This is a genomic window from Novosphingobium sp. IK01 (genome assembly GCF_033242265.1).
Lineage (GTDB): Bacteria > Pseudomonadota > Alphaproteobacteria > Sphingomonadales > Sphingomonadaceae > Novosphingobium > Novosphingobium pituita.
Genome location: NZ_BTFW01000001.1, coordinates 2,807,764 through 2,832,971 on the forward strand (window position 1 = coordinate 2,807,764; position 25,208 = coordinate 2,832,971).

The window sequence follows — 25,208 nt, forward strand, 5'->3', positions numbered from 1 at the left end:
TCTTTCTTTCCCGAAAGGATGCGCATGGCCCGCAAGCGGGGCCAAAGGCGCGTTCACTGCACGATGAACTGCTTGAAATAGACCGCATCGACCCCGCCGAAGCCTTCGGTATCGGTCAGCACCTTGTTGATCGCGGCGGTCAGGCGCTGTTGCAGGCGCTGCTTGCCCTGGATCGTCTCCACGTCGGTATCGGGCGTGTCGGCCAGAACCGCCAGCATGGCCGAGCGGATCGCCAGTTCATGCTTCTGGATCCACAGGATCACGCGATAGTCACGCCTTGTGGACACCGCGACCGACATCTGCACGAGACGGTCGGAATCGCGCAGGTTCGAGGTGAAATCCTCGGCGAACGAATAGTAGACGGTGCGGTATTCGCTGCCGCCCTCGCCATCGACTTCCTTGCCGCCGCCACCGCCTTCCCCTTCGCCTTCCTTGGCCGGGGGGGCATAGGGGTCTTCCTCGCCCTTGCGGATCAGCTTGGGCTTGTTGTCCTCGTGGATGACGACTTGCGGCCCGCCCAGGATGCCGGCGGCAAACAGGCCATAGACCGCGCCCCCGCCGATCGCGAGCGTGCCCACGGCCACCCCGATCAGCACGACGGGGCCGCCCTTCTTCTTCTTGGGCGCGCCGTCCTTGTCCTTGTCTTTCTTCTCGCTCATGCTCGGTCCTTGCTATCTGGGGATGGGGGCGGGGTGTCGGGCGGGCCTGCCGTGGGGTGATCAGGCGTAAAGGCCGCGCTCGCCGGGCGTTTCGCGATCACGGTCGGCCCCCGGTGTGTCGGTTGCGGCCCCGCTTGCCATGGTGCTGCGCGCACTCTGGGCCGATCCGCCCGGATGGCCTCCCGGATTGGATGCGTTCTGGCCCATTGGGGCCTGGCCGGATTGGCCAGAGGCCGATTGCCCGCCGAACGCCGGGTTTTGTGCGTTCTGGTTGCCAGAGCCCGTATTGGTATTGGCGCCCGTATTGGTGCCGGCGCCCGCATCGGTGCGGGTGGCGGCCAGAACGGCGGGGGCAAAGCCCGGATCGCTGCTGGCCATGGTCACGCTCAGGCCATCGTCGTTCTGGCGAAATTCGAGCGAGACCCGCCCGAATGTCCCGTGGGCGAGCGTGGCCGCGACAGCGCCGGGCGTGGCGCCCTCGCGGGCGCGGGCGACTGCATCGACGAGGGCGGCCACTTGCGCGCCGGGCACGGCCTGCGCCGGGCCGTCGAGGGCCACGGGCGCGCCTTGCAGGATCGGCGCAGGCGTGACAGCCAGCCCTTGCGGCTGGGCCATCGATACGGCGGGCTGGGCGCTGGCCAGAGGGAGGGACGCATTCCCCTCGCTGCGTTCGTTCGAGGGGGCTGGGTCCGCAGGGTGCCGCGACGTGGTTTGGGAGGTGGCCGGACCGGCGACGGTTTCCGCCTGCCGCATGGCCAGCGTATGCTGCACCGAAAGCGCGGAGCGGTTGGCTGTGCTTCCTGCTTCGAGGTCAGGCGCAGGGGTTTCAGGGGCAGAAGGCAGGGGCGCGGCAACAGGCGTCAGGACAATCGGCGCGCTGTTCTGCTGGGGGCTGGGGATGGGCCTGCCGGTATCGGGGCCAGCGGCGCGTGCCGGGGAGCTTGCCTGTGCGGCAACAGGGGCAGCCTTGCCCGCCTGAGAACCCGTTTCCTGCCGCGTGCGGCTATCGGGCCGGGGGGAGGCAAGTGCCACGACAGTCGGCGCCACCGGGACCGTGGCGGGCGCAACCGGCGAAAGCGTGGCAGGCAGGCCATCCTGCGCGGGGGCATCGGACGCGCCGGTATCGGGCAGGGCCTGCTCCCCATCGCTGTCTTCGTTCGCCTGATGGCCGGCCCCGGTCCTGGTGCGCGCCGCGACGACGGACGCGATGCGGTCGAGCAGAACCCGGATGGGCTCCGGCCCAGAGACGGCATCGCCAGCCATGGGGGCTTCGGGTGAGGGGGCGGGCGTTTCGGGTGTCGCGGCAACGAAGGTGCGTGTTGTGGGGAGGGCGCGCGTTGCGGGGAGAGGCGATGGCTGCGTCCCGGATCCCTCGATTGCGGCCCCTTCGATTGCAGGGGCCTCGATCGAGGAGGCCGGAGCCGGCGGAATCGGAGTGGCGGAAGCGGCACCGGCGGCCTTGCCGCCATCCGGCAAGGGATTGCCGCCTTCAGGGCCCAGGCCCAGCGCGGTCGGCAGGCCGGGCGTGGGCGCCGCGCTGGGCGAGGGAACGGCGCCGGGGGTGGGCATCGAGGTGCTTGCGGCGGTTGCCCGGCTGCTGGCTTGCCCGCTATCCTGCCCGCTGGCCTGCCCGCTGCGGGCCGGGTCTGCCTTGCCCAGAAAGGCCGCAAATCCGCCGGTTTGCGCCGGGGACACTGCCATGGCGATCAGCCCTGTTGCTTCGGTCGCGACGGTGCCGGGGGCGGTCGGCTGGGCAGGATTTGCCAGTGACTTTGCCAGTGATGGGGCCACAGTCGGCAGGGACGGGGAGGGGGCAATCGAAACCATCGCGGGTCGGTCTCCTGGGCGGTACGAACACGGTTAATTCAAGAGCCGTGCCAATCGCGGTGGAGGGGGCCATAAATCGGCGAGTCCGGGGTTTCCTCGGCCAGCGGGGGCTTATCTTCGCGCTCTTCCTCGCGGGGGTGTTCGTTCTCCTCGCGGGGGCGGCGGGCGCCCAGCGGGGTGTCGGCGGCGGCATGGGCGCGGGCGATGGCGCGGGCCTGCGTGGCCACGCGTTCGCTCACCGCGTCGCGGCGGCGCTGGGCGGCGGCGGCTTCGGCGGCGCGGGTATCGGCGATGCGGCGGGCGGTGTCGATCTCGCCTGCGGTGCTGCGCGCGATGCGCTCCAGCCCGGCGCGAAAGGCCCCCTGATGGGCGAGCGCGGCGCCATCGTCGGCATCGGTGCGCGCGGCATAAGTCCGGGCCAGATCGTCGGTGCGCGCGGCCAGATTTTGCAACTGGGCCAAGGTGCCTTCGGCCTGTCCGGCGGCGACCATGGCCTGACGGTGGGCAATGGCGCGCAGCCGTTCGAGGCGGGTGAGCCGCGCCAGTCGCTTATGCTGTGGGGAGGCCGCCATGGCCCTGTTCAGCCGCCGAGCAGGGTGGCGAGCTGCCCGATCGCGTCGGCCATCGGCACGAGGCTGCGCGCTTCCTGCATCAGGAACGCGGACAGGCCATCGTGCATGGCGATGGCGCGGTCGAGCTGGGGATCGGCACCTTGCCGATAGGCGCCCATCAGCACGAGGTCGCGGTTGCTTTCATAAGCCGCGATCAGCGCGCGGAACTGGCGGGCGAGGGCCTGATGCTCGGGGCTGGTGATGTCGTTCATCACGCGGCTCAAGGAGGCGGGAATGTCGATGGCCGGATAGTGGCCGCGCTGGGCCAGCTCGCGCGAGAGCACGATATGCCCGTCGAGGATCGAGCGCGCGGTGTCGACCACCGGGTCGTCCTGGTTGTCGCCATCGGCCAGCACGGTGTAGAGCCCGGTGACCGAGCCGCTACTGGCCGCCGAATTGCCCGCCCGCTCGACCAGCTTGGTGATCGTGGCGAGGGCGGACGGCGGATAGCCGCGCGCGGCGCCCGGTTCGCCCAGCAGCAGCGCGATTTCGCGCCCGGCGTGGGCCACGCGGGTCAGGCTGTCCATGATCAGCAGCACGCGCCGGCCTTGTGCGCGGAAATATTCGGCCAGCGCGGTGGCCATCATCGCCCCGCGAATGCGCAAGTTGGGCGCATGGTCGGCGGGAACCGCGATCACCGCGCTGTGCGCGCGGCGCGCGCCGGTCATGTGTCGTTCGACGAAATCGGACACTTCGCGTGCGCGTTCACCGATCAGGCCGACGATCACGATTTCGGCCTGTGCGCCGTGGGCCACCATGTCGAGCAGGACCGATTTGCCCACGCCCGACCCGGCCATGATGCCGATGCGCTGGCCCACGCCGAATGTGGTCAGCGCATCGAGCGCGCGCACGCCGGTCTCGAACGGAAGGCGCACCGGGCTGCGGTCGAGCGCGCCGGTGCGCACGCCGCCAGCGGGCCATTGCGCGGTGTGCGCCAGCGGCGGGCCGCCGTCGATCGGCTTGCCCTCGCCATCGACGGCGCGGCCCAGGAACGCCTCGCCCACCGGGACCATGCCGGGCCGCCCTTCCGGGCAGACTTTGGCCCCCGGACGCAGCAGGACCGGATCGCCCAGCAACATCATCAGGCTGCGCCCGTTGCGGAATCCGATCACTTCGGCGGCCAGATCGCCGCGCCGGTGGGCGATCCGGCATTGCGTGCCGATGGGCACCTGAAGCCCGGACACTTCGAGCAACCCGCCATCGCAGGCGCTCAGCCGTCCGAACCGGCGCGGGGCCAGATCGGGATGGGCATTGGCCAGCCGCGCCAGCATCGGAAGGGCGGGATGAAGCGGGGAACTGGCCATCACACTTGCTGCAAGGCCTCGTCGAGGGCCTTGCGCCACTGCGCGGGGCCGTCTTCCACCCCGCCCATGGCCCCATCGACGCGCACGGTGCCGCGTTCGAGCGCGGGATCGGGTTCATAGTGCCAGTCCTCGGGCCAGCCTGCGGGAAGATGATGGCCGAGCAGGGCGAAATCTTCGGGGTGAAGGCGGATCACCCGCTGGTCGTCGGCGCGCGCCAGCATCTGCGCGGCGCGGCGCACGCGCGCGGCCAGCCCCGCCGGATCGAGCGCGGCATCGGCCAGAACGCTGGCGCACAAGGCCTCCACGGTTTCGCGCAGGCGGGTTTCGAGGGTGTCGAGTTCGTGGGCGTCGATGGCGCGAAACGCCGCTTCGAGGCGGTGGCGCGCGGCATCCTGCGCGGCGGCAAGGGCTTCGGCCTCGCGCCGGGCCTCGGCGGCCCCTTGCGCATAGCCTTGCGCGCGGGCCTGTTCGAGCGGGTCTTCGAGGTCGGGCTCGGGCATCGGGGTAAAGCTGGCCTGCGGGGGCGGGGGCAGGGCGCGGGCAAAGCGCGGATCGCGCAGGAACCCGTGTGAAGCGGCCGGAAGGCTGCCCCACGGGCGCATCGCGGGCAGTGCCTCGCCCATCGGCCCAAAGCCGGACAGGGGCTGCATGTCAGACATAGTCGTCGTCGCCCGAACCGAACACGATCACCCCTTCGGCGGCCAGGCGCCGGGCGGCGGTGATCATGGCCTTTTGCGCCTCGACCACTTCGGCGCGCTTGAGGCGTCCGCGCGCGGCGATTTCGTCGCGCACGCCGTCGGCGGCGCGGCTCGACATGGCGCGGAAGAACACTTCGCGCTGCGGTTCCTCGATGCCCTTGAGCGCGGCGATCAGCGTGTCGCTGTCCACTTCGCGCAGGACGGCACCCATCGCCTGTCCTTCGAGCACGAACAGGTGCTCGAACTTGAACATCTCGTTCTCGATGTCCTTGGCGAGCTGTTTGTCCATCTTGGTGATCTCGGGCATGACCCGCTTTTCGACCGCCTTGGCCGCGGCATTGATGATCTCGGCGGCTTCGCGCGGGCCGCCCATGGTGAGCGCGGCGCGGCTGTGGACGGCGACGATGCGGCGGGTGAGCACGTCTTCGAGCATGGCCAGCGCCTCGCCCGAGACTTTGCCCAGCGTGGCGATGCGGTGGACGACTTGCGTCTGGATCTCTTCGGGCAGGCCATGGAGCACGGCGGCGGCCACGTCCGCGTCGATCTGGACGAGCAGGACGGCAATCGCCTGCGGATGCTCGGCCTTGATCAGCGGGATCAGCACTTGCGGGGTAAGCCAGCGCGCGAGTTCGAGCGCGGAGGTATCCTGCGCGGCCTCGGGCGCGATGCGCTGCATCAGGCTGTCGGCCTTCACTTCGCCGACCGCGCGGGTCATCAACTCGCGCACCTGCCCCACGCGATCATGGGCGGGCAGGCCCAGCCGCTCGGTCCGCTCGACGAACCCGGCAATCGAGTGGGCGATGGCCACCGGCCCGATTTCGCCCAGCGCGCACATCTTTTCGCCCAGCAGGCGCAATTCGCCCGGTTCGAGCTGGGCCAGCAGGTCGGCGGCCTGCTGGTCTTCGAGCAGCATGACCATGACGGCGGCGAGTTCGGGCTCGGTAAAGGTGTCGTCGGCTTCCTCGGGCATTTACGAGCTCTCCTCGGCGACGGGTTCCTTGAGCATCTGGCGCAGCACGGCCACCGCGCTGTCGGGCTTTTCCTGCACGAGGCGCTGGGCCAGGCCGACCTGACGGCTGAGCAGTTCGGTGTCGATCGCGCCGCTTTCGTCCTGTGCCGGGGCGAGCATCGGCTTGATCACGCCGGTCGTCGGGCTCGGGCCGATGGAGCGGGTGGGACGGGGGATTTCGCCCTCGGCGCTGTCCGCGCCCTCTTGCGCGGTTTCCTCGTCCCCGTTTTCGTCCTCGTCGTCCTCATCATCGGCGGCGGCGGCCTTGCCCTTCTTGCCCTTTTTGACCTTCTTGCCCGCCGGAGCCGCGCCATCGCGGCGCAGCGCGCGGATCAGCGGGCGCACGCCCAGCAGCAGCGTGAGCAGAACCGCCAGCAGCGCCACGCCATTGCGCACGGCCATGGCGAACCAGGGCGTTTCATAGAACTTGGGCGGGGAAACATCGGCGGGGGAAAACGGGCGCACGGCCACGGCCACCTGATCGCCGCGCGCCGGATCGGCACCGACGGCGGCGCTGACCAGTTGCTTGATCTGGTCGATCTCCTGCGGCTTGGCCTTGGCCAGCACGTCGGCCGAGAGCGCGACGGCGACCGTCAACCGCCGGATCTTGCCCGGATTGTTGTTGGTGACGGCCACTTCGCGGCCCAGCTCATAGGTCTTGGACGAGGCGCTTTCGCCATTGGTGGGGGGCGGGGTTCCCGATGGGGTGGGGGAAGGCGTGCCCTGCGGCGCGCCGACGGCGGCGGTCGTGGGGGCGGGCGGGGTGTTCGACAGGACACCGGGCACGCCCTGCGCGCCATTGCCGCTGCTTTGCGAGGCCGATTGCGTCTCTGTCCGCACCGCGCCCTGCTTGTCGTAGCTTTCGCGCGCGGAGGTCACCTGGTCCATGTCGAGATCGACCTGGACCTCGCTGGAAAAGTTTCCTTCGCCCAGCATCGGGGTGAGCAACTGGGACACCTGCTCGCGCAGCTTGTCTTCCATCCGGCCCTGCAATTCGAGCCGGTCAGCATCGCCCGGCTTGTCCGACGAGAGCAGGCGCCCGTGCTGGTCGATCACCTTGACCGCGTCGATGGAAAGCCCCGGCACCGATCCGGCCACGAGGTTGACCACCGCCGCGACCTGACTGGCCGCCAGCTGCCGTCCCTTGGCCAGACGCACCATGACCGAGGCCGAAGGGGCCGCCGTGTCGCGCACGAAGACCGATTTTTCGGGCTGGGCCAGATGGACGCGCACGGCCTCGACCCCGTCGATCTCCATGATCGTGAGTTCGAGTTCGCGCTCGCGCGCGGCCTGAAGGCGCTGGCCCTCGATGGTGCGGCTGGCGCCCATCGGCAGCTTGTCGATCATTTGCGCGCCGCTCTCGGGCGCGGCGATGGCCCCGTCCGAAGCGGCGACCATGCGCGCGCGATAGAGATCGTTCTCGCCCACGGTGACAGCGCCGGTGGTGTTGTCGATTCTGTAGGGGATCGAGGCCTTTTCGAGGGCGGTCGCCACTTGCGCGCGTTCGGCATCCGAAAGGTCGGAATAGAGCATGCGCTGGGGCGCGGGCGCCATCGCCAGCCACAGCAGCCCGGTCATCCCGGCGGCGGTGATCCCGCCAAACCACGGCAGGACCCGGCGCAGCGGCGGCTGACGCAGGAAGCTGCTCATCCGCGCGGGCAGCGAACCGCCTGCCGGATCGGTCAGCGGGGTGAGCAGCGAGGGCCGCGCCATGGCGGCGGGCGGGATGGTCGCCGGCGGCCCGGCGCCTGTCCCTGCGTGAACGAGATCGGCCATTTATCAGACCCCCATCCGCATGATGTCCTGGTAGGCCGTCAGCAGCTTGTTGCGGACCTGAAGCGTGGCCTCGAAGGCGACCCCGGCTTCCTGCCGCGCGAGCATGACCTTGGCCACATCGACGGTCTCGCCCTTTTCATAGGACTGGGCGAGGCCCTCGGCCTTGGTCTGGCTGGCGTTGACGGTGTCGAGCGCGGACTTGAGCGCATCGGTAAAGCCGCCCGCCGGCGCGCTGCCTTGCGCCGAAGATGTGCCGGTGTCGGGCGTGCGGATCTGCTGGAGCAGTTGCGAACGCTCGATGATCTGCTGGCGCATGGCCATGATCTGCTGGATGCCGCCGCCCGCGCCGATGGAACTGATCCCGCTCATCGCCGCCCTCCTGCCACCGCAATGCCCGCTTCACGGAAGCTGGCGAGCCGATAGCGCAAGGTGCGCTCGGAAATGCCCAGTTCGCGCGCGGCGGCCACGCGGCTGCCGCCACAGGCTTCGAGCGTGGCGAGGATCGCGCGCGCTTCGGAGAGCTGGACGATGTTCGAAAGCTTGCCATTGGCCGCGCGGGTCTGGCTGGCATCGGCCAGTGCGGCTTCGGTCGCGGCGCTGCGGGCCGGGCGGTCGAACACGATGTGTTCGGGGCCCACTTCGGCGGCGTTCCCGGCCAGCAGCAGCGCGCGGCGCACGACGTTTTCCAGTTCGCGCACATTGCCCGGCCAGGTGTGGCGGGCGAGCATGGCCAGCGCTTCGTCGCAGATCCACGGGGTGGGGCGGTCGGGCGCGGTGTGGCGCAGCATCAGCGCGAAGGCGAGCGGGCCGATGTCGTCGGGGCGGTCGGCCAGCGCGTGAAGCGTGAGCGGGAAGACATTGAGCCGGTAGTAGAGATCGGCGCGGAAGCGGCCTTCCTCCACTTCGGCGGGAAGGTCGCGGTTGGCGCAGGCGATCACCCGCACGTCGACCTTGACCGGCTGGGTGGCGCCCAGTGGCACGACTTCGCCTTCCTGAAGCGCGCGCAGCAGCTTGGCCTGAAGCGGCAGGGGCATTTCGGCGATCTCGTCGAGCAGCAGGGTGCCGCCGTCCGCCGCGCGGAAGAAGCCTTCGCCCGCCGCGCTCGCGCCGGTAAACGCGCCCTTCTGGTGGCCGAACAGCAGGGCTTCGAGCATGGTCTCGGGCATGGCCGCGCAGTTGATGGCGATGAACGGCCCGTCCTTGCGGGGGCTGGCGGCATGGATGAAGCGGCTGAGCACTTCCTTGCCGGTGCCGGTCGGGCCGTTGATCAGCACGGGGATGTCGCTGGCGGCCAGACGCTCGGCCAGGGCGAGAACGGACAGGCTCTCGGGATCGGCGGCAATCGGGCTGCCCGCCGGGGTGGCGCAGGCGATCAGCGCGCACAGCGTGCTCTGGGCCAGCGGATCGTTGTAGCGCAAGGCGAAGCGGCGCTTTCCGGCCAGCCGCGCGAGGCCGGGCTGCGAGGCGCGTTCGAGCGCGACGACGGGGGCTGCCTGCCGGCTTGCCTGCGCGCTGCCTGCCTGTGTGCTGTCGATCAGCACGGCCAGATCGACCGAGGCGAGCGTGCCATCAAGAATGGCGCGGGCGCGCCGGATCAGCGCGCCATGTTCCCCGGCGGCCCCATCGGTCCCCGGCGTACCGGTGCCCGATGCATCGCTGCTCGGCATATTGGCGGATGCTGAACCCCCACTGGCGTCATCGCATTCGCGATTCATGACAAAGACCCCTGTTTTAACCATGTCCACGAGGGGCAGTTTTCGCGCGAAACCGTCAAATGCTGTAAAACTTTAAGATCAGCGGCGGTCCTAAGGGGAATCGTCTATTTCTGGCCCGTCCGCAAAACCGCCGAAAAACGCCAACCGGCAAAAGCTTGCCCTTAAATTGCCGCCCATCCTGCCGCTCTTTGCCGTGCAGCCGGAAAGACCAGACCCCGGAAGCGGCCCCCCCGATTTGTCCGGGCCGGGTCAAAGACGCGAATACACGGAGAAGAATCATGGCGGTTATCAACACCAATGTCAGCGCCATCAAGGCGACCAATGCATCGAACTCGGCCAGCCGCATGGCCCAGACCGCGATGGAACGTCTGTCGACCGGCAAGCGCATCAACAGCGCCAAGGACGACGCGGCGGGCCTCGCGATCGCCACGACCATGACCGCGCAGATCACCGGCATGAGCCAGGGCGTGCGCAATGCCAACGACGGCATCTCGATGGCCCAGACGGCCGAAGGCGCGCTGAGCGAAGTGACCAACATGCTCCAGCGCGTGCGCGAGCTGGCGGTCCAGTCGAAGTCGGACACCTACCAGCAGTCGGACCGCGACGCGATGCAGTCGGAAGTGGCCAACCTCACCAACCAGATTTCCGACGTGCTCAACAACACCAAGTTCAACGGCAACAACGTGTTCGCCGTGGCTGGTGGCACGGCGGCGACCGACGGCAGCGACGACCTCACCAAGTCGATCCAGACCGGCGCGGAAACCGGCGACACGGTCAACATCGTCAGCAAGGCGTTCAGCGGCGTCAACCTGTTCGGCGGCACGCTGACCGCCTATGACTCGACCTCCACGTCCCAGGCGCTCGACGTGACCGACACGACCAAGGCCTCGACCACGATGGACAATGTCGATGCCGCGCTCAAGGAAGTGAACGCCACCCGCGCCACGCTGGGCGCCGGCCAGAACCGTCTCGAATCGGTGGTGAACAACCTCAACGACAACATCACCAACCTCTCGGACGCGCGCAGCCGTATCCAGGATACCGACTACTCGGCCGAAACCACCCAGATGGCCAAGGCCCAGATCCTGGCCCAGGCTTCGACCGCGATGATCGCCCAGGCCAACCAGAGCCAGCAGAACGTGCTGACCCTGCTGCGCTGATCGGGGCGGTTTCGATCAGCGACGGGCTTCCGTCCGCCTTCGGGCGGGCGGGGGCAGGGGCCTGGTCGTGAGAGGGTTTCTGTGCCCGGCGATTCTTCAGGATCGCCGGGTTTCAGGCGTCTGGCGAAGACGCCTGAGGCGAATCGGGCGAGGGCAAATCAGGAGAGGGCGATTCGGCCCGCTCGCCTTGCTCGCCCTGTTCGCCCGTGCGCGGCGCGGCGAGGAGCAGCCACTGCGTGAACACATGGGCCGCATGGCTGGCATAGCGGCGAATCGTGTCCGGCTCGGGCGGGGGAATCACGCGAAGCGCCACGCGCATGTGCAGGTTGCCGCGCACCATGCCCAGAAACTGGTCGGCGGCCATGCACGGGTCTTCCAGGGTAATTCCGCGCAAGGCTGCCTGCCGGGCGAGGATCGGCGCGAGGCTGCGGCGCGAATGATCGGGCCCCGAGCGGAAGAACAGCTTCGCGGCCTCGGGAAACTGCACGCTGGCGGCATGGACCATCCGGTAGACATCGAGCGAGCGCTGGCTGCACAGCGTCGAGAGGAAACGCGTGCCGAAGTCGGCGAGCATGGCTTCCAGATCGTCCGAATCGTTTTCCGCGAGGGCCTGGAGCGCGGCTTTCACCTCGCCGCAATTGCGCAGCAGGACAGCCTCGAACAGATGCTCCTTGGAGGGGAAGTATTTGTAGAGCGTGGCCTTCGAACCGCCCAGTTCGGCCGCGATCGACGACATCGAGGTCTCGCCATAGCCGGACTGGGTAAAGACCCGCGTGGCCACCGCGAGGATGTTCTCACGGCGCTCGTCGGGCGTGCAGCGCTTCAGTCTGGGGATAGTGACCATGTGGTACACATAGGAGTTGACAGCCGCAGTGCAAGAGGGCAGTGCTCCCTAGTGACCGCTTGGTACAGCTTTTTCTGATCCTCTTCCCCCTCTCGTTACCCGAGGTTTGCGATGTCTTCCTCTTTCGCCGGCGTGTCTGGTCGTGTCCTGGCAGGCCGGGCGTCGTTGCTGGCTGTCGTGGCCGGGCTGGGCTTGCTGGGCGGGTGTGTGTCCACGCCGCCGATGGGGCCCCGGCAGACCCTGCGCGATGTGGCCGCCAGCGATCTTCCCGCTTCCATGGAATCGTCTGCCACGGACAGGGCCGGGAATGCCGACCGGCGCCCTGCCGACTGGCCGTCGGACACATGGTGGCAGGGGCTGGGCGATCCCCAGCTTTCGGCGCTGATCGAGGAGGGGCTCAAGGATTCGCCCTCGCTCGTGGCCGCGCAGGCCCGGCTCCATGCCGCGCAAGGCTATGCCCAGGCCAGCGGCGCGGCGCTGCTGCCCTCGCTGAGCGGAGACGTCAACATCGGCGGGGCCAAGCAGACCTACAATTATCTGTTCCCGCATGAATTTGCCCCCAAGGGCTGGCGGGATACCGGCGTCGTCAGCCTGAGCGCGAACTACGAACTCGATTTCTTCGGCAAGAACCGCGCGGCCCTGCGCGCGGCGACTTCCGAGCGCGAGGCCGCGCGGATCGAGGCCGATGCCGCGCGGCTGGCCATCGCGACCGGCGTGGCGGAAGCCTATGCCACGCTGGCGCGCGCGGCGGCGGCCCGCGCTGTCCGGGCCGAGGCGCTGCGCGTGCGCGAGGATACCGCCCGGCTGGTGCAGGGGCGCGTGCGCAACGGCCTCGATACCCGCGCCGAACAGCGGCAGGCCGAAGCGGCGATTCCCGTCGCCCGTGCCGACCTGATCGCGGCGGACGAATCGATTGCACTGGCCCGTCACGCGCTGGCCGCCGCCATTGGCGCGCCGCCCGCGCGCGGCGAGGCGATCACGCTGCCCCGGCTCGACAGCCTCGCGCCCGAGGGGCTTCCGGCCAATCTCGCGCTCGATCTGGTGGGCCGCCGCGCCGACATCGCCGCCGCCCGTGCGCGCGCCGAGGCGGCGGCCGCGCAAATTTCGGTGGCGCATGCGCAGTTCTATCCCAACGTCAATCTGGTCGCGATGATCGGCATGCAGTCGCTGGGGTTGAGCAACCTGTTCACCAGCGGCTCGGATCTGGGCTCGGCGGGGCCTGCCATCGGCATTCCGCTGTTTTCGGGCGGGCGCCTCAAGGGCCAGTACCGTCAGGCCCGCGCCGGGTATGACGAGGCCGTGGCCACCTACAACCAGACCCTGCTTCAGGCGCTGCGCGATGTTGCCGATGCGGCGGCCACGCAGCGTTCGGTCGATGGCCAGTTGCGCGCCGCGCGCGAGGCGGTGACCGCGTCGGACGATGCCTATCGCATCGCCCGCCGTCGCTACGAGGCGGGGCTGTCGACTTATCTCTCGGTGCTGTCGTCCGAAGATGCGCTGATCGCCAACCGGCGGCTGCTGGCCGACCTCGAAGCGCGCACGCTCTCGGCCCATGTCGCGCTGGTGCGCGCGCTGGGCGGCGGCTTCAAGGCGACCTGAGCGGGCGCTTTCCCTTGCATTTCTCCCTCTTCCTCTCCTGTTCGGGACGTTCCTCCCATGGCTGACATCGACCCTCAGATTTCCGTTGCCGCTGCCCAGGATGCCACGGCGCGGCGTGCGAAGCGCAAGCGCGCGTTCCTCGTCTTTGGCTGCGTGCTGGCGGCTGTCGCGGTGGGGGCGGGGCTCTATGCGTGGATCGAGGGCGGGCGCTATGTCGATACCGACAACGCCTATGTCGCCGCCGAAGTGGCGCAAGTGACGCCGCTGGTGGCCGGCCCCGTGCGCCGCGTGGCGGTCAACGATACCGAGGTCGTCCACAAGGGCGACGTGCTGGTCGAACTCGACCAGACCGACGCGAAGATCGCGCTCGCCGCTGCCGAGGCCGACTATGCCGACGCGTTGCGCAAGGTGCGCCAGACGATCGCCACCGGCCATGCGCTGGCCGCGCAAGTGGGCGAACGCGATGCCGACATCGCCCGGATGACCGCGCAAGTGCAGGTCGCCACCGCCGATCTCCAGCGCGCGCAGGTCGACCTGAGGCGGCGCCAGTCGCTGGTCGCCGATGGCGCTGTCTCGGGCGAGGAACTGACCACGGCGCGCAATGCCTTTGCCCAGGCGCAGGGCCAGCTGGCCGCCGCCCGCGCCAGCCTCGCCCAGGCGCAGGCCGCACGCGGCACTGCCAATGGCCAGGAAAACGCCAATGCCGCGCTGATCGAGGGCACCGTGCCCGAAACCAACCCGCAAGTGCTGGCCGCCAAGGCCCGCCTCGACAAGGCGCGGGTCGATCTGGGCCGCACGATCATCCGCGCGCCGGTCAGCGGGGTGATCACCCAGCGCAATGTCCAGGTCGGCCAGAGCGTGGCGGTGGGCGCGGTGCTGATGACGGTCGTGCCGATCGGGCAGGCCCATGTCGACGCCAATTTCAAGGAAAGCCAGTTGACCCATGTCCGGCCCGGCCAGAGCGTCGAGCTGGTTTCCGACCTCTATGGCGACGACATCGTCTACCATGGCCGGGTCGAGGGTTTCTCGGGCGGCACGGGCTCGGCCCTTGCAGTGATTCCGGCGCAGAACGCCACCGGCAACTGGATCAAGGTGGTCCAGCGCCTGCCCGTGCGCATTTCGCTCGATCCCCATGAACTGGGCGCGCACCCGTTGCGGATCGGTCTTTCGATGACCGCCACGATCGACACCCGCGCGCACCAGCCGGGCCGGGGCGCCAACTGACATGGCCGGCGGTCCGCCGATGAGCTTTGGCGGCGCGGGGCCCGCGCCGCTCAAGGGAGGACGGCTGGCGTTCGCCGGCTTTGCCCTCGCGCTGTCCAATTTCGTGGTCGTGCTCGACATCACCATCGCCAATGTGGCGGTGCCCCATATCTCGGGCGCGCTGGCGGTTTCGCCCACGCAGGGGACATGGGTGCTCACCTCCTATGCCGTGGCCGAGGCGATCTGCGTGCCGCTGACCGGCTGGCTGGCGCGCACGTTCGGCGCGGTGCGGGTGTTCCTGATGGCGCTGGCCGGGTTCGGCCTGTTCTCGATGCTGTGCGGGGTGTCGACGACATTGCCCGCGCTGATCGCCTTCCGAGTGGCGCAGGGCCTGTGCGGCGGGCCGATCATGCCGATGACGCAGACCCTGCTCTTGCGCATCTTCCCGCCCGACAAGGGGGGGCAGGCGCTCGGCCTGTGGGCGATGACCACGGTCGTCGCGCCGATTGCCGGGCCGATCTGCGGGGGGATCATCTCCGACAACTGGTCGTGGCACTGGCTGTTCTTCATCAACATCCCGATCGGGCTGTTCTGCCTGGTCTCGGCCTGGCGGATGATCCTGCCCTACGAGACGCCGACCCAGAAGACGCCCATCGATTTCATCGGGCTGGGGCTGCTGGTGGTCTGGGTCAGCGCGTTGCAGATCATGCTCGACAAGGGCCGCGAGGAAGACTGGCTGGCCAGTTCGTTCATCGTCGTGCTGGCGATTGTCGCGGTGATCGGCTTCATCGCCTTCCTGATCTGGGAACTGACCGAGGAACACCCGGTGGTCGACCTTTCGGTCTTCCGCAACCGGGGCTTCACGGTGGCGGTCTTCTCGCAAAGCGTGGCCTATGCGGCCTTCTTCACCTTCCTCGTGCTGATCCCGATGTTCCTCCAGACCAACCTCGATTACACCGCGACCTGGGCCGGTTTCGCGATGTGTTTCACGGGGATTCTGGCGGTGGTGTTCTCGCCCATCGTGGCCCAGCTGGTCGGCAAGGTCGACACGCGCCTGCTGATCTCGTTCGGGACATTCTGGCTCGGCTGCGTGGCGATCCTGCGCACGATCTGGGTGACCGACATGGGCTTCTGGACGATCGCCCTGCCGCAATTGCTCCAGGGGCTGGGGATGCCGTTCTTCTTCGTGGGGTCGACGGCGCTGGCCATGGCCTCGGTCCGGCCCGACCAGACCGCCTCGGGCGCGGGGATCCAGAACTTCATGCGCACGATGTCGGGCGCCTTTGCCACCTCGATGTCGACCACCTGGTGGGAACACATGGCCAAGTTCGACCGCTCGGAACTGGTCGGCCTGATCCGGGTGCCGCAGATGCCGCTGCCAGCGGACAAGGCGCTCGCCATGCTCGACCGGATGGTCCAGACCGAGGCGGTCACGCTGGCCACGCGGCAGGTCTTCTCGGTGTGCATGGCGGTGTTCTTCCTGGCCACCGTGCTGATCTGGCTGGCCCCCAAACCACGCCCGCGCCGATAAGGCGGGGCAGGGGCGCCCAGCCGATCAACAAGATCGGGCAAAGGACGTTCAGTCGATCAACAAGATCGGGCAAAGGACGTTCAGTCGATCAACAAGATCGACATGCGCCGGTTGCGCGGATCGGCAGGGGCATCGGGGATCAGCGGTTCGCGGTCGGCCACGCCCTCGATCCGGCGGAAGCGTCCTTCGGCGATGCCATTGTGCATCAGGGCCTGCCGGGTGGCCTCGGCGCGGCCTGCCGAGAGCGACCAGTTGTTGGCCGGATCGCCCGGTTTCCATTGCAGCGAGTCGGTATGGCCGCGCACGCTGATGCCATTGGGCTCGGGCGCGATGGCCTGGCCGATGGCGCGGATCAGTTCGGCGGCATCCGGGGTCAGGATCGTGGTACCGAGACGGAACATCGAGAAATCCGCGTCGTCGAGCATGTCGATGCGGATGCCCTCGGGGGTCATCGTCATGTGAACCTGCTTGGCCAGCTTGCGCAGCTTCTCGTTGGCGTCGAGCTTTTCCTTGAGGCGCTGCTCCATCACTTGCGTGCGTTTCACCTTCGATCCGCCGTCCTTGGGGCCGCCGGTGGCGTCGCGCGGGATGGTCATCGAACGCGTGCCGGTCTGTCCGCCGCGATGGGGATAGTTGTCGACATCGGTCAGCGATGAACCGCCCAGCAACCCGTTCGACCCGGCGCTGCCCTTGCGGGTCTTGACCAGCGTGGGGGTGAAATAGTCGGCGATGCCCTTGCGCTGCTTTTCGGTGGTCGCGCCCAGCAGCCACATCAGCAGGAAGAAGGCCATCATCGCGGTCACGAAGTCGGCATAGGCGACCTTCCACGCGCCGCCATGGTGCCCGCCGGCGACCACGGTGATCTTCTTGACGATGATCGGCTTGGGCGGTTCCTTGCCCTTGGGCGGCTTGGCCATGGGGGGCTTCCTTTACCGGCCGCGCAGGGCGTCGAGCAGTTCCGACAGGCCGGGGCGGAACGCATGGCCCAGTCCCGAGCGCGCGCTCTCGACCACCAGTGGCTGCGGCCAGCCATGGAGCGAGGAGACGATCACCTGCTTGGCCGCCTGAAAGATCATCGCATCCTGGTCGAGCACCTGCTTGAGGCGCCCGGCCAGCGGGGCGACGATGCCATAGGCCAGCAGCACGCCCATGAACGTGCCGACCAGCGCCGAACCGATCATCGCGCCCAGCACCGTGGGCGGCTTGTCGATCGAGCCCATGGTCTTCACCACGCCCAGCACGGCGGCCACGATGCCCAGCGCGGGCAGCGCGTCGGCCAGCCCCTGAAGCGCGTGCTGGGCTTCCTCTTCCTCGTGGAAATGGGTCTTCATGGCATGGTCCATCACGTCCTCGACGGCATGGACTTCGAGCGTGCCCGAAGACACCACGATCAGCGTCAGCGTGTCGCAGATCAGCGAGACCAGCGCATGGTTGCCCAGAAGGCGCGGATATTCGGCGAACAGGGCCGAGTTCTTGGGATCGGCGACATGGCTTTCGAGGGCGACCGGGCCATCGCTGCGCAGGATCTTCATCAGCTTGGCACACAGCACGATGGCGTCGATATGGTCCTGCTTGGTGTGCTTGGGCCCCTTGAAGACTTTGCCCAGCCCCGCGCCGATGCCCTTCAATTCGTGGAGCGAATTGCCGGTGATGGTCGCGCCCAGCGCTGCCCCGCCGATGATCAGCATTTCGTGCGGAATGGCCTCGGCCACGGGGCCGATGGCGCCACCGGTGATGATGAAGCCGCCAAAGACCATGGCGAGCAGGACAACGATGCCGATGCCAGCGTACATGTAAATCAGCCTTGTCGATTGAGCCGGGGGCAGCGTGCGCAAGAGGCGCCTGCCATTCCAAAGAACGGCAGATGCGCGCGGAAATTCACGCCATCATGGTAAATAGCGAGAGGCCCGAGATCTTGGTAAAGGCGGCCTGGCTGGCCTGGAGCACGGTGGCCAGTTCCTGAAGCCGGGTATAGGCGGTGGGAATGTCGGTGGCGCCCAGCGTCGCTTCGTCCTGCGCGCGCGCCTCGCTCATCGTGGTCTGGCGCTGGGTGGCAAGGTCGATCCACGACAGGCGCGTGCCCACCACCGTCTGCCCGGTCGAGACCGCGGTGATCGCGTCGTCGAGCGTGGTCAGCGCCGCATTGGCCGCGCTCTGCGCGCCGCTGCCGCCCGCGCTGATCGCGTCGGTGATGGTCTTGAGCGCGGCGAACACGTCGGTCGGCGCACCGCCCGAGGTGAACGAGAGGAATTCGGGGCCGGTCAGCGTGCGCTGGACACTCTGTCCGTCGCCCAGCGCCAGCGTGCCCGCCGTGCCGCTGCCGATATAGCTGACAAGGCCGGTGACGGGATCGAGGCTGTAGGCATCGCCCGCCGCATCGCCGCCGAACAGCGCATGGCCCGCGCTGTCGCGCGAATTGGCCAGCGAGATCAGGTTGCCGCGCAATTCGCCCAGTTCGTTGCCGATGCTGGCGCGCTGCTCGTCCGAGACGGTGCCGGTGGCGGCCTGGTTGGCCAGCTGGCGCACGCGCTGGAGCGTGTTGATGATCTCGGTCATCGCCGAATCGCCGAGGTTGAGGTCGGCGGTGGCGCGATTGGCCGCGCCCGCGTCGATCTTGCCCAGCGTGTCCTGACGCGCCAGATTGCGCAGGCGCGAGGCGGCCAGCGGATCGTCGGACGAGGAGACCAGCTTGTGGGTGCTGGCGATCTGGGTCTGTGTGCGCTCCATCTGGACGCGCAAGTTGGCCAGATCGTTTGCGGATCGGTCGTAATAGGCCGAAGTGGTCGTCGAAACGCTGGTGGTCATGGCTGTCCTACCTGATCGCGAGGAGGGAGTTGAACAGGTCGCTGGCGACCTGGATCACCCGGCCCGAGGCCTGGAACGCCTGCTGGAACCGGGTGAGGTTGATGGCTTCGGTGTCGAGATCGACGCCCGATTGCGCCAGAAGCGCGGTCTTCGCGGCGTCGGAAATGGTCTTGAGCGCATCGCGTGTGGTCGTGCGCGACTGCACCGCCGCCGAGGCATGATAGAGGATGGTGTCCATCGTTCCGGCCGGATCGGCGCTGGTGAGCGCGTTTTGCAGGGCTTTCAGGTTGCTGATGTCGCGGCTTCCGGCAGGGGCGCCCAGCCCGGCGGTGGCGATGGCCGACCCTTGCGTGGTGGCCATGGCGATGGTGGCGGCCGTGCTGCCCGAAAACAGCGCGCCGCCCGCCGTGCCGTCGAGCGCGGTGCCCCCGGCCTGCGCGGTGTTGACCGTGTTGACGACGGTCTGGGCCAGATCGTCGAGCCGGGTGTGGACATCGGCCACGTTGACCAGAACCTGCTGCTGCCCGGCCAGCGACCCGCCCGAAAGCGTGACCGCGCCGCCATTGACGGCATACGTGATCGTGCCGTCGGCAGCGGTCGTGATGGCCACGCTCTGGGCGCTGTTGCCGCTGACCAGTGGCGCGCCCGAGGTGCCGCCCAGCGTCACCGCCACGCTGCCATCGGGCGCAAAGCTGGTGGCGATATTGGCATAGCGGGCCATCTGGCCAAGGATCTTGTCGCGCTGGTCGAACAGGCCCGAACGATCGGTGGTGACATCGGCCATGCGCGAGAGGCGCGCGTTCACCTGCGCCAGTTCGGCGGCCATCGCATTGACTTGCGCCACCCCGTCCGCCGCGCCCGCCTGCTGGCCGGCGGCCACCGCGTCGAGCTGGTTGGAGGCGATATTGAAGCTGGTGGCCATGGTCTGCGCCGCCGCGATGGTCGCGGCGCGCAAGGGGGTGTCGGTGGGCGCCTGGGTGAGCTGCTGGAGCGCAGCCTCGACCCCGGTGATCGCATCGTAGATACCTGAATTTTCAAGCGCGGCGTTGATGTTTTCGAGCCCCGTCACTTCGGTATCGGCGCGCGCGGTGTCGGCCCCGGTGCGGCGCACTTCGGCCTGGCGAAAGGCGTCGGCATTGCGGATCACCCCCGAGACACGCACGCCCGAAAGCGAGACATCGCGGTTCTGCCCGAGATAGCCGAGCGAGACGACTTCTTCGGTGGCGACCGAGCGGCGGACGTACCCTTCCGTCGAGGCATTGGTGATGTTCTGGGCGGTGATGTCGAGCTGGATGCGCGCGGCCTTCACCCCGCTGCGGGCAATCGTGAGAAGATCGGAGGCCATGGCGCTCAGCCTTTCGCGGCGCTGGAGGAAAGAAGCGAGGACACAGAGTGCGCCGCCGATTGCACGCCGGACGCCACGCCCGAGACCACACCCGAAACCGCGCGTGAGGCCGTATCGGCAGCCGTGGCGGCCAGATGGCTGGCGAATTGCGCTTCGAGGCGGGCGGCCAGACCCAGTGTGCCCGATTGCGCGATGATCTGGGCAAAGCGGTCGTCGCGCATCTGGGTGAAGGTGTCGTCGGGTTTGTGGCCGAACAGGGCCTGGCTGCCTTGTGTCGAAGCGCGCGCGCTGGACAGGATCTGGCGCAGGAACATCGCCTCGAAATCCTGCGCGGCCTTGTGCAGGCGGGCGCGGTCCGTGCCGCTCGCCGCGGGGGCAGAAGAGGGGGCCGAAAGGCCTGAAACCGGGGTCGTATTGGTCATCAGATCACCACCATTTCGGCCTTGAGCGCACCGGCCTGCTTGAGCGCTTCGAGGATCGCCACCAGATCGGACGGCGAAACGCCCAGTTTGTTAAGGGCGTTGACCAGCGAGGAGAGCGAGGCCCCCGGCGCGAAAAGGGCGACATGGGCCGTGTCCTCGCTGGCGCTGATCTGGCTGTTGGGGACAATCGCGGTCTGTCCGTTGGAGAACGGGCCGGGCTGCGACACACGCGGTTTCTCGTCGATTTTCACCACCAGCTTGCCGTGGCTGATCGCTGCGGGCGACAGGCGCACCGCACTGTTGATGACAACCGTGCCGGTGCGGCTGTTGACGATGACTTTGGCCGCCGCTTCGGCAGGGGTCACCTCGATCGCCTCGATCTGGGCCATCGTGCTGGCCCGTGCATCGACCCCGCCGGGCAGGGCGAGGGCGAGCGTTACCCCGTCCTCCACGCTGGCCATGCCGGGAAAACGGCGGTTGATCGCATCGCGCACGCGCGCGGCATTCAGGAAATCGGCGTCGAACAGGTTCCAGCGCAAGGTCGGGTCGCGATCGAAGCCGGTGGCCACCGCGCGTTCCACCGTGGCCCCTTCGGCGATGCGGCCGACCGTGGGCACGTTGACGGTCAGTTGCGAGCCGTCCTTGGCGGTGATGCCAAGGCCGCCCACCGCCAGATTGCCCTGCGCCATCGCATAGATCTGCCCGTCCGCGCCATAAAGCGGGGCGAGCACGAGCGCGCCGCCGCGCAGCGACTTGGCCTTGCCGATGGTCGAGACGGTCACGTCGATGCGCTGGCCCGGCTTGGCAAAGGCGGGAAGGTCGGCGGTGACCATGACCGCGGCGGCGTTCTTGAGACCCGGCGAGACACCGGGCGGCAATTGCACGCCCAGCCGCCCCGAAACCCCGCGCATAGCCTGCGTGACATATTCGAGGTTGTCGTCGCCCGTCCCCGGCAGGCCCACGACCACGCCATAGCCGGTCAACTGGTTCGAGCGCACGCCCTGGAACTCGCCCAGATCGCGCACCCGCTCGGCATGGGCTGCCGCCGGAAGCCCCAGCACGGCGGCCAGCAGCGCAGCGAGCAGGGCCATCCACGAAAGCCCGGTTTTCGGGCGGGGCGCCTTGCCCCCACCCGTGCGAGGCGCGCTGGCCAGAGGCCGCAAGGCCAGGCCGGCGAGGGCGGCCAGGGCCAGATCGGGGAGGGAATCGGGAAGGGGCAGCATGAAGGACCTCGGCTGGAAGGGCGCGGGACAGGAACGGCGCGTCAGAACGGGCTGAAGAACGACAGCAGCTTGGTCAGCCAGCCCTCGCGCGAGGCGCGGCTGATACTGCCGCTGCCCGAATAGGTGATCCGCGCATCGGCCACCTGGCCCGACTGGACCCGGTTGGTGGTGTCGATATCGGCCAGCCGCACGATGCCCGAAAACTGCACCCATTCCTGACCCTGGCTGAGCAGCAGGCGCTTGTTGCCCCGCACCAGCACGGTGCCGTTGCGGCGCACTTCGGCAATCGTGACGGCAATTTCACCGCCCAGCGAACTGGTCTGCGAGGCATTGCCCGAGCCGTTGAAGGTGCTCGCCCCCGAATTGTTGAGCTGGTTGCCGCTCAGCAGCGAGAGCGGCCCCTTGTTGGGGGGGGTGAAGCTGAACGAGGCGGTCTTGCCGGTCTTGCTGGCTGCCGATTTCGACGAGGTGAACTGTTCGGACAGCACGATCACCAGCGAATCCCCGACCCCGTGCGCGCGGGCGCCCTCGACCAGCGCGGCATAGCCGCTCGTCAGGTTGAGGATGCCGCCATCGGCGGGCTTGGGCGCGGGCGGATCGGGCAAGGCGGCCTCGAAGCCCGGTTCGATCCGGGTGCGCGCATGGGCGGGCCGGGCGATCAGCATCAGCGCCACCAGCAGCGGGGGCACCATGACCAGCACCATCAGCCGATAGCCGAGCGAGGTGGCGCGGGGGGCCAGATGGGGCGGAGTGGGCGCCGGGCGATGGCGGGGCTTGCGTGCGTGCAGCGCGGCATCGAACAGCGGATCGAACGGGGTCATCATGGGGCGGGGTTCCCGGCGTTCTGGCTGGAAGATCGCGCGTGCATCACAACGTCTGGTTGGCGTTGCGCAGCATTTCGTCGATCGAGGCGATCATCTTGGAATTGATTTCGTAGGCGCGCTGGCACTCGATCATGTCGACCAGTTCCTCGACGACATTGACGTTGGAGCCTTCGAGATAGCCCTGCTGGATATGGCCGCGCCCGGCGTCACCGGGGTTGCCGATCTGGGCATTGCCGCTTGCGCCGGTCTCGATCAGGAAGTTGTCGCCGATCGCGCGCAACCCTTGCGAGTTGGGAAAGCTGGCGATGGTGATCTGGCCGAGCGTGGTGGCCTCGTTGGCGCCGGGCAGGGTGGCGGTCACGGTGCCGTCGGGGGCGACGGTGATCGTGCCTGCGCCTTCGGGAATGGTGATCGCGGGCTGGACCTGATAGCCTTGCGAGGTGACCAGCGTGCCTTCGGACGAGCGGCTGAAATTGCCCGCGCGGGTATAGGCCAGCTGGCCGCCGGGCAGGTTCACCTGAAAGAAGCCGTCGCCATCGAGCGCGAGGTCGAGCGCGGCACCCGTGTTCTGCAACGGGCCGGGGCTGTCCATCCGGCTGGTGCCCTGAAGGGTGACCCCCGTGCCCAGATTGAGCCCGGTGGCATAGGCCGTCTCGTTCGACGACTGCTGCCCGGCGATGCGGGTGTCCTGATAGGTCAGCGTGGCGAAATTGGCGCGGTCGCGCTTGAAGCCGGTGGTGCCCACGTTGGCCAGGTTGTTGGCGATCACGCGCATGCGCGTGTCCTGTGCTTCGAGACCGGTACGCGCGACATGAAGGGCGGAACTGGGCATGGGAAACCTCGCGTTCGAAAATCAGCGGAAGATCAGAGCGGACGATAGGCGGCATGAGCAAATGGGCGCGCCGCGCGATGTTCGATCCCTTTCTCGTCATTCCCGCGCAGGCGGGAATCCAGCTTGGCGCTCTGTTTGCATGGGCAACCCTGGGCACTGGATCCCCGCCTGCGCGGGGATGACGAATGACATCATGTTTTCACTTCAAACTTTAGCTAGGACGGCAGGCGCATGAGCGAGGTCGATTGTTCATCCACCTCGCGCGCGGTGGCGATCAGCTTGGTGCGCATGTCGAACAGGCGCTGCGCCTCGACCATCTCGACGAGGACTTGCGTGGGATCGACATTCGACTGTTCGAGCGAGCCGGGGACGAGTTTGGCTTCCTCGTCCTGGGGCAGGGCGCCGATGGTGCCATTGGCCCCGGTCACGCGGAACAGCCCGTCGAGCCCCTTGCCCACCTGGCTGCCCTCGGTCGAGACCAGCTTGATCCGCGCGATCACTTGCGGGATCGCGGTCGGGTTCTGCGGGTCGGAGGCCATGACCGAGCCATCGGGCGAAATCGTGATCTTGCCCTCGACCGGCACGGTGACCGGTCCGCCATCGCCGATGACCGGTCGTCCGTCGCCATTGAGCAGCAGTCCGTCCGGGTTGACCGAAAGATCGCCGCGCCGGGTATAGGCCTCGCTGCCGTCGGGCGCCTGCACCGCGAGCAGGGCCGTGCCGGTCAGCGCCACGTCGAGCGGGTTGCCGGTGGGCACCACGGTTCCCTGCTTCATGTTCGAGGCGTGGACGAAGTCCTGCGTCATCGCGCGCGCTTCGAGCGCGGGCCCCTTGAGGGTCATCGGCACGCCGTTGAGCATGTCGGCACGAAAGCCGGTGGTCTGGGTATTGGCCATGTTGCTGGCGATCACCCGCTCGCGCACGAGCGAGGCGGTCATGCCCGAATAGGCGGTATAGATCAGCCGGTCCATGCGCGGCGCCCTCCCGTTCAGTCAGCCGTTTGGATCAGCTGCGCAAGTTGAGGATGGCCTGGGTGGCCTGGGTCGAGGTGTCGATGGCCTTGGCATTGGCCTGATAGGCGCGCTGGGCCACGATCAGGCCGACCAGCTCGTCCGACATTTCCACGTTCGAGCGTTCGAGATAGCCCGACATGAGCTTGCCGTACTGGCCATTGGTTGGCTGGCCATAGCTGGCCGCGCCCGAGATGCCGGTGGAAGTCCAGTCCGACGATCCCTGCTGGCGCAGGCCCTGCGGATTGAGGAACGTGGCCAGCCCCACCTTGCCGATGATGGTGTTGGTGCCATCGGCATAGGAGGCCGTCACATTGCCGTTCTCGCTCACGGTCAGCCCGGCGAATTCGGAGCCCGTGCCATTGGTGGCCGGCACGATGCCGTCGATCATGGTCGTGCTGGTGACCGCGCCGGTGGCATCGGTCGGGAAGAGCTGGAGGCGGTTGTCCGAGCCATCGATGATGGCGCCCGCCGGATCGAGCTGGAAGGCGCCGTTGCGCGAATAATAGGTTTGCCCGGTGGTGGGCGAGACGGTGGTGAAAAAGCCGTCGCCGCTGATCGCCAGATCGAGCGAGGAGCCGGTCGACTCCATCGGGCCCTGTTTGAAGTTCTGGGTGATCGATTCCACCTTGGCGCCGATCCCCTCGATCAGGCGCGGATTGGTGAAGGCCGTGCCGGCGACCACGTCGGCAAAGATCACGCGGCTGTTCTTGAAGCCGGTGGTTTCCGAGTTGGCGATGTTGTTGCTCACCACGTTGAGGCTGGTCTGGGCATTCTTGATGCCGTTGAGGGACGTGTAGAACGACATGGG

At 68.2% G+C, this 25,208-nt stretch carries 24 protein-coding genes; 4 read left to right on the plus strand and 20 right to left on the minus strand.

Going from position 1 to position 25,208, the window contains the following annotated elements; genetic code table 11:
* Positions 1-53: 53 nt before the first annotated feature.
* The 9 genes from SBI20_RS12910 to SBI20_RS12950 all read right to left on the minus strand — a co-directional run bounded on the left by SBI20_RS12910 (position 54) and on the right by SBI20_RS12950 (position 9,551).
* Positions 54-659, minus strand: coding sequence for a flagellar basal body-associated FliL family protein (locus SBI20_RS12910; protein WP_317975403.1), 606 nt, complete (start codon positions 657-659; stop codon positions 54-56).
* A 60-nt stretch (positions 660-719) separates the two neighbouring features.
* On the minus strand, positions 720-2,360 hold the full coding sequence (locus tag SBI20_RS12915) for a hypothetical protein (protein WP_317975404.1): 1,641 nt from the start codon (positions 2,358-2,360) through the stop codon (positions 720-722).
* A gap of 164 nt (positions 2,361-2,524) precedes the next feature.
* A complete protein-coding gene (locus SBI20_RS12920) occupies positions 2,525-3,058 on the minus strand; it encodes a hypothetical protein (RefSeq protein ID WP_317975405.1) in 534 nt (177 codons plus the stop codon).
* Positions 3,059-3,066: 8 nt separating this feature from the next.
* Positions 3,067-4,401: a FliI/YscN family ATPase gene (locus SBI20_RS12925; RefSeq protein WP_411911526.1), complete on the minus strand. Its 1,335-nt coding sequence runs from the start codon at positions 4,399-4,401 to the stop codon at positions 3,067-3,069.
* A complete protein-coding gene (locus SBI20_RS12930) occupies positions 4,401-5,060 on the minus strand; it encodes a FliH/SctL family protein (RefSeq protein WP_317975406.1) in 660 nt (219 codons plus the stop codon). Before SBI20_RS12930 ends, SBI20_RS12925 begins: the two co-directional genes overlap by 1 nt.
* Entirely contained in the window at positions 5,053-6,069 is a 1,017-nt protein-coding gene (fliG, locus tag SBI20_RS12935) for a flagellar motor switch protein FliG (RefSeq protein WP_317975407.1), read from the minus strand. Before fliG ends, SBI20_RS12930 begins: the two co-directional genes overlap by 8 nt.
* On the minus strand, positions 6,070-7,884 hold the full coding sequence (gene fliF / locus SBI20_RS12940) for a flagellar basal-body MS-ring/collar protein FliF (protein ID WP_317975408.1): 1,815 nt from the start codon (positions 7,882-7,884) through the stop codon (positions 6,070-6,072).
* Positions 7,885-7,887: 3 nt separating this feature from the next.
* Positions 7,888-8,253, minus strand: coding sequence for a flagellar hook-basal body complex protein FliE (fliE, locus tag SBI20_RS12945; protein ID WP_317975409.1), 366 nt, complete (start codon positions 8,251-8,253; stop codon positions 7,888-7,890).
* A complete protein-coding gene (locus SBI20_RS12950) occupies positions 8,250-9,551 on the minus strand; it encodes a sigma-54 interaction domain-containing protein (RefSeq protein ID WP_317975410.1) in 1,302 nt (433 codons plus the stop codon). The genes fliE and SBI20_RS12950 overlap by 4 nt, the downstream gene beginning before the upstream one ends.
* A gap of 326 nt (positions 9,552-9,877) precedes the next feature.
* Between SBI20_RS12950 and SBI20_RS12955 the strand changes: the two genes are divergently transcribed.
* Positions 9,878-10,759 carry a flagellin N-terminal helical domain-containing protein gene (locus tag SBI20_RS12955; protein WP_317975411.1) on the plus strand — a complete coding sequence of 294 codons (882 nt, stop codon included), beginning with the start codon at positions 9,878-9,880 and terminating at the stop codon, positions 10,757-10,759.
* A 112-nt stretch (positions 10,760-10,871) separates the two neighbouring features.
* On the opposite strand, the gene SBI20_RS12960 is transcribed toward SBI20_RS12955, so the two are convergent.
* Complete coding sequence (locus SBI20_RS12960) at positions 10,872-11,603, minus strand: TetR/AcrR family transcriptional regulator (RefSeq protein WP_317975412.1); 732 nt, start codon at positions 11,601-11,603, stop codon at positions 10,872-10,874.
* A gap of 165 nt (positions 11,604-11,768) precedes the next feature.
* On the opposite strand from SBI20_RS12960, the gene SBI20_RS12965 reads away from it, so the two are divergent.
* From SBI20_RS12965 to SBI20_RS12975, 3 genes are read left to right on the plus strand one after another with little or no spacing between them, the layout of a single operon-like run.
* Positions 11,769-13,202, plus strand: a complete 1,434-nt coding sequence (locus SBI20_RS12965; protein ID WP_317975413.1) for an efflux transporter outer membrane subunit — start codon at positions 11,769-11,771, stop codon at positions 13,200-13,202.
* Positions 13,203-13,259: 57 nt separating this feature from the next.
* Positions 13,260-14,426 carry an HlyD family efflux transporter periplasmic adaptor subunit gene (locus SBI20_RS12970; protein ID WP_317975414.1) on the plus strand — a complete coding sequence of 389 codons (1,167 nt, stop codon included), beginning with the start codon at positions 13,260-13,262 and terminating at the stop codon, positions 14,424-14,426.
* Position 14,427: 1 nt separating this feature from the next.
* The gene (locus tag SBI20_RS12975; protein WP_317975415.1) at positions 14,428-15,936 is read left to right on the plus strand and encodes a DHA2 family efflux MFS transporter permease subunit; all 1,509 of its coding nucleotides are present in this window, start codon (positions 14,428-14,430) and stop codon (positions 15,934-15,936) included.
* 80 nt (positions 15,937-16,016) lie between these two features.
* On the opposite strand, the gene SBI20_RS12980 is transcribed toward SBI20_RS12975, so the two are convergent.
* The 10 genes from SBI20_RS12980 to SBI20_RS13025 form a co-directional block, all read right to left on the minus strand.
* Positions 16,017-16,853 carry a flagellar motor protein MotB gene (locus SBI20_RS12980; protein ID WP_317975416.1) on the minus strand — a complete coding sequence of 279 codons (837 nt, stop codon included), beginning with the start codon at positions 16,851-16,853 and terminating at the stop codon, positions 16,017-16,019.
* A gap of 12 nt (positions 16,854-16,865) precedes the next feature.
* Positions 16,866-17,729: a flagellar motor stator protein MotA gene (motA, locus tag SBI20_RS12985; RefSeq protein WP_317975417.1), complete on the minus strand. Its 864-nt coding sequence runs from the start codon at positions 17,727-17,729 to the stop codon at positions 16,866-16,868.
* 85 nt (positions 17,730-17,814) lie between these two features.
* Positions 17,815-18,741, minus strand: a complete 927-nt coding sequence (locus SBI20_RS12990) for a flagellin N-terminal helical domain-containing protein (RefSeq protein WP_317975418.1) — start codon at positions 18,739-18,741, stop codon at positions 17,815-17,817.
* A 7-nt stretch (positions 18,742-18,748) separates the two neighbouring features.
* Positions 18,749-20,086 carry a flagellar hook-associated protein FlgK gene (gene flgK, locus SBI20_RS12995; protein WP_317975419.1) on the minus strand — a complete coding sequence of 446 codons (1,338 nt, stop codon included), beginning with the start codon at positions 20,084-20,086 and terminating at the stop codon, positions 18,749-18,751.
* A gap of 5 nt (positions 20,087-20,091) precedes the next feature.
* Entirely contained in the window at positions 20,092-20,508 is a 417-nt protein-coding gene (locus SBI20_RS13000; protein ID WP_317975420.1) for a rod-binding protein, read from the minus strand.
* Positions 20,508-21,599 carry a flagellar basal body P-ring protein FlgI gene (locus tag SBI20_RS13005; RefSeq protein WP_317976137.1) on the minus strand — a complete coding sequence of 364 codons (1,092 nt, stop codon included), beginning with the start codon at positions 21,597-21,599 and terminating at the stop codon, positions 20,508-20,510. The genes SBI20_RS13000 and SBI20_RS13005 overlap by 1 nt, the downstream gene beginning before the upstream one ends.
* Before the next feature lie 173 nt (positions 21,600-21,772).
* Positions 21,773-22,555, minus strand: coding sequence for a flagellar basal body L-ring protein FlgH (locus SBI20_RS13010; protein WP_317975421.1), 783 nt, complete (start codon positions 22,553-22,555; stop codon positions 21,773-21,775).
* A 43-nt stretch (positions 22,556-22,598) separates the two neighbouring features.
* Positions 22,599-23,387 (minus strand): flagellar basal-body rod protein FlgG, encoded by a 789-nt coding sequence (gene flgG / locus SBI20_RS13015; protein WP_317975422.1) that lies wholly within the window; start codon positions 23,385-23,387, stop codon positions 22,599-22,601.
* A 215-nt stretch (positions 23,388-23,602) separates the two neighbouring features.
* Positions 23,603-24,358, minus strand: a complete 756-nt coding sequence (locus SBI20_RS13020; protein WP_317975423.1) for a flagellar basal body rod protein FlgF — start codon at positions 24,356-24,358, stop codon at positions 23,603-23,605.
* 34 nt (positions 24,359-24,392) lie between these two features.
* The gene (locus SBI20_RS13025) at positions 24,393-25,205 is read right to left on the minus strand and encodes a flagellar hook-basal body protein (protein ID WP_317975424.1); all 813 of its coding nucleotides are present in this window, start codon (positions 25,203-25,205) and stop codon (positions 24,393-24,395) included.
* Between the last annotated feature and the right edge of the window lie 3 nt (positions 25,206-25,208).

What these genes read in the sequence shown, in the direction of transcription:
- SBI20_RS12910 (WP_317975403.1), bottom strand. Translation starts at nt 659, where the DNA reads ATGAGCGAGAAGAAAGACAAGGACAAGGACGGCGCGCCCAAGAAGAAG.
- SBI20_RS12915 (WP_317975404.1), bottom strand. Translation starts at nt 2,360, where the DNA reads ATGGCAGTGTCCCCGGCGCAAACCGGCGGATTTGCGGCCTTTCTGGGC.
- SBI20_RS12920 (WP_317975405.1), bottom strand. Translation starts at nt 3,058, where the DNA reads ATGGCGGCCTCCCCACAGCATAAGCGACTGGCGCGGCTCACCCGCCTC.
- SBI20_RS12925 (WP_411911526.1), bottom strand. Translation starts at nt 4,401, where the DNA reads ATGGCCAGTTCCCCGCTTCATCCCGCCCTTCCGATGCTGGCGCGGCTG.
- SBI20_RS12930 (WP_317975406.1), bottom strand. Translation starts at nt 5,060, where the DNA reads ATGTCTGACATGCAGCCCCTGTCCGGCTTTGGGCCGATGGGCGAGGCA.
- fliG (WP_317975407.1), bottom strand. Translation starts at nt 6,069, where the DNA reads ATGCCCGAGGAAGCCGACGACACCTTTACCGAGCCCGAACTCGCCGCC.
- fliF (WP_317975408.1), bottom strand. Translation starts at nt 7,884, where the DNA reads ATGGCCGATCTCGTTCACGCAGGGACAGGCGCCGGGCCGCCGGCGACC.
- fliE (WP_317975409.1), bottom strand. Translation starts at nt 8,253, where the DNA reads ATGAGCGGGATCAGTTCCATCGGCGCGGGCGGCGGCATCCAGCAGATC.
- SBI20_RS12950 (WP_317975410.1), bottom strand. Translation starts at nt 9,551, where the DNA reads ATGCCGAGCAGCGATGCATCGGGCACCGGTACGCCGGGGACCGATGGG.
- SBI20_RS12955 (WP_317975411.1), top strand. Translation starts at nt 9,878, where the DNA reads ATGGCGGTTATCAACACCAATGTCAGCGCCATCAAGGCGACCAATGCA.
- SBI20_RS12960 (WP_317975412.1), bottom strand. Translation starts at nt 11,603, where the DNA reads ATGGTCACTATCCCCAGACTGAAGCGCTGCACGCCCGACGAGCGCCGT.
- SBI20_RS12970 (WP_317975414.1), top strand. Translation starts at nt 13,260, where the DNA reads ATGGCTGACATCGACCCTCAGATTTCCGTTGCCGCTGCCCAGGATGCC.
- SBI20_RS12975 (WP_317975415.1), top strand. Translation starts at nt 14,428, where the DNA reads ATGGCCGGCGGTCCGCCGATGAGCTTTGGCGGCGCGGGGCCCGCGCCG.
- SBI20_RS12980 (WP_317975416.1), bottom strand. Translation starts at nt 16,853, where the DNA reads ATGGCCAAGCCGCCCAAGGGCAAGGAACCGCCCAAGCCGATCATCGTC.
- motA (WP_317975417.1), bottom strand. Translation starts at nt 17,729, where the DNA reads ATGTACGCTGGCATCGGCATCGTTGTCCTGCTCGCCATGGTCTTTGGC.
- SBI20_RS12990 (WP_317975418.1), bottom strand. Translation starts at nt 18,741, where the DNA reads ATGACCACCAGCGTTTCGACGACCACTTCGGCCTATTACGACCGATCC.
- flgK (WP_317975419.1), bottom strand. Translation starts at nt 20,086, where the DNA reads ATGGCCTCCGATCTTCTCACGATTGCCCGCAGCGGGGTGAAGGCCGCG.
- SBI20_RS13000 (WP_317975420.1), bottom strand. Translation starts at nt 20,508, where the DNA reads ATGACCAATACGACCCCGGTTTCAGGCCTTTCGGCCCCCTCTTCTGCC.
- SBI20_RS13005 (WP_317976137.1), bottom strand. Translation starts at nt 21,599, where the DNA reads ATGGCCCTGCTCGCTGCGCTGCTGGCCGCCGTGCTGGGGCTTCCGGCG.
- SBI20_RS13010 (WP_317975421.1), bottom strand. Translation starts at nt 22,555, where the DNA reads ATGATGACCCCGTTCGATCCGCTGTTCGATGCCGCGCTGCACGCACGC.
- flgG (WP_317975422.1), bottom strand. Translation starts at nt 23,387, where the DNA reads ATGCCCAGTTCCGCCCTTCATGTCGCGCGTACCGGTCTCGAAGCACAG.
- SBI20_RS13020 (WP_317975423.1), bottom strand. Translation starts at nt 24,358, where the DNA reads ATGGACCGGCTGATCTATACCGCCTATTCGGGCATGACCGCCTCGCTC.
- SBI20_RS13025 (WP_317975424.1), bottom strand. Translation starts at nt 25,205, where the DNA reads ATGTCGTTCTACACGTCCCTCAACGGCATCAAGAATGCCCAGACCAGC.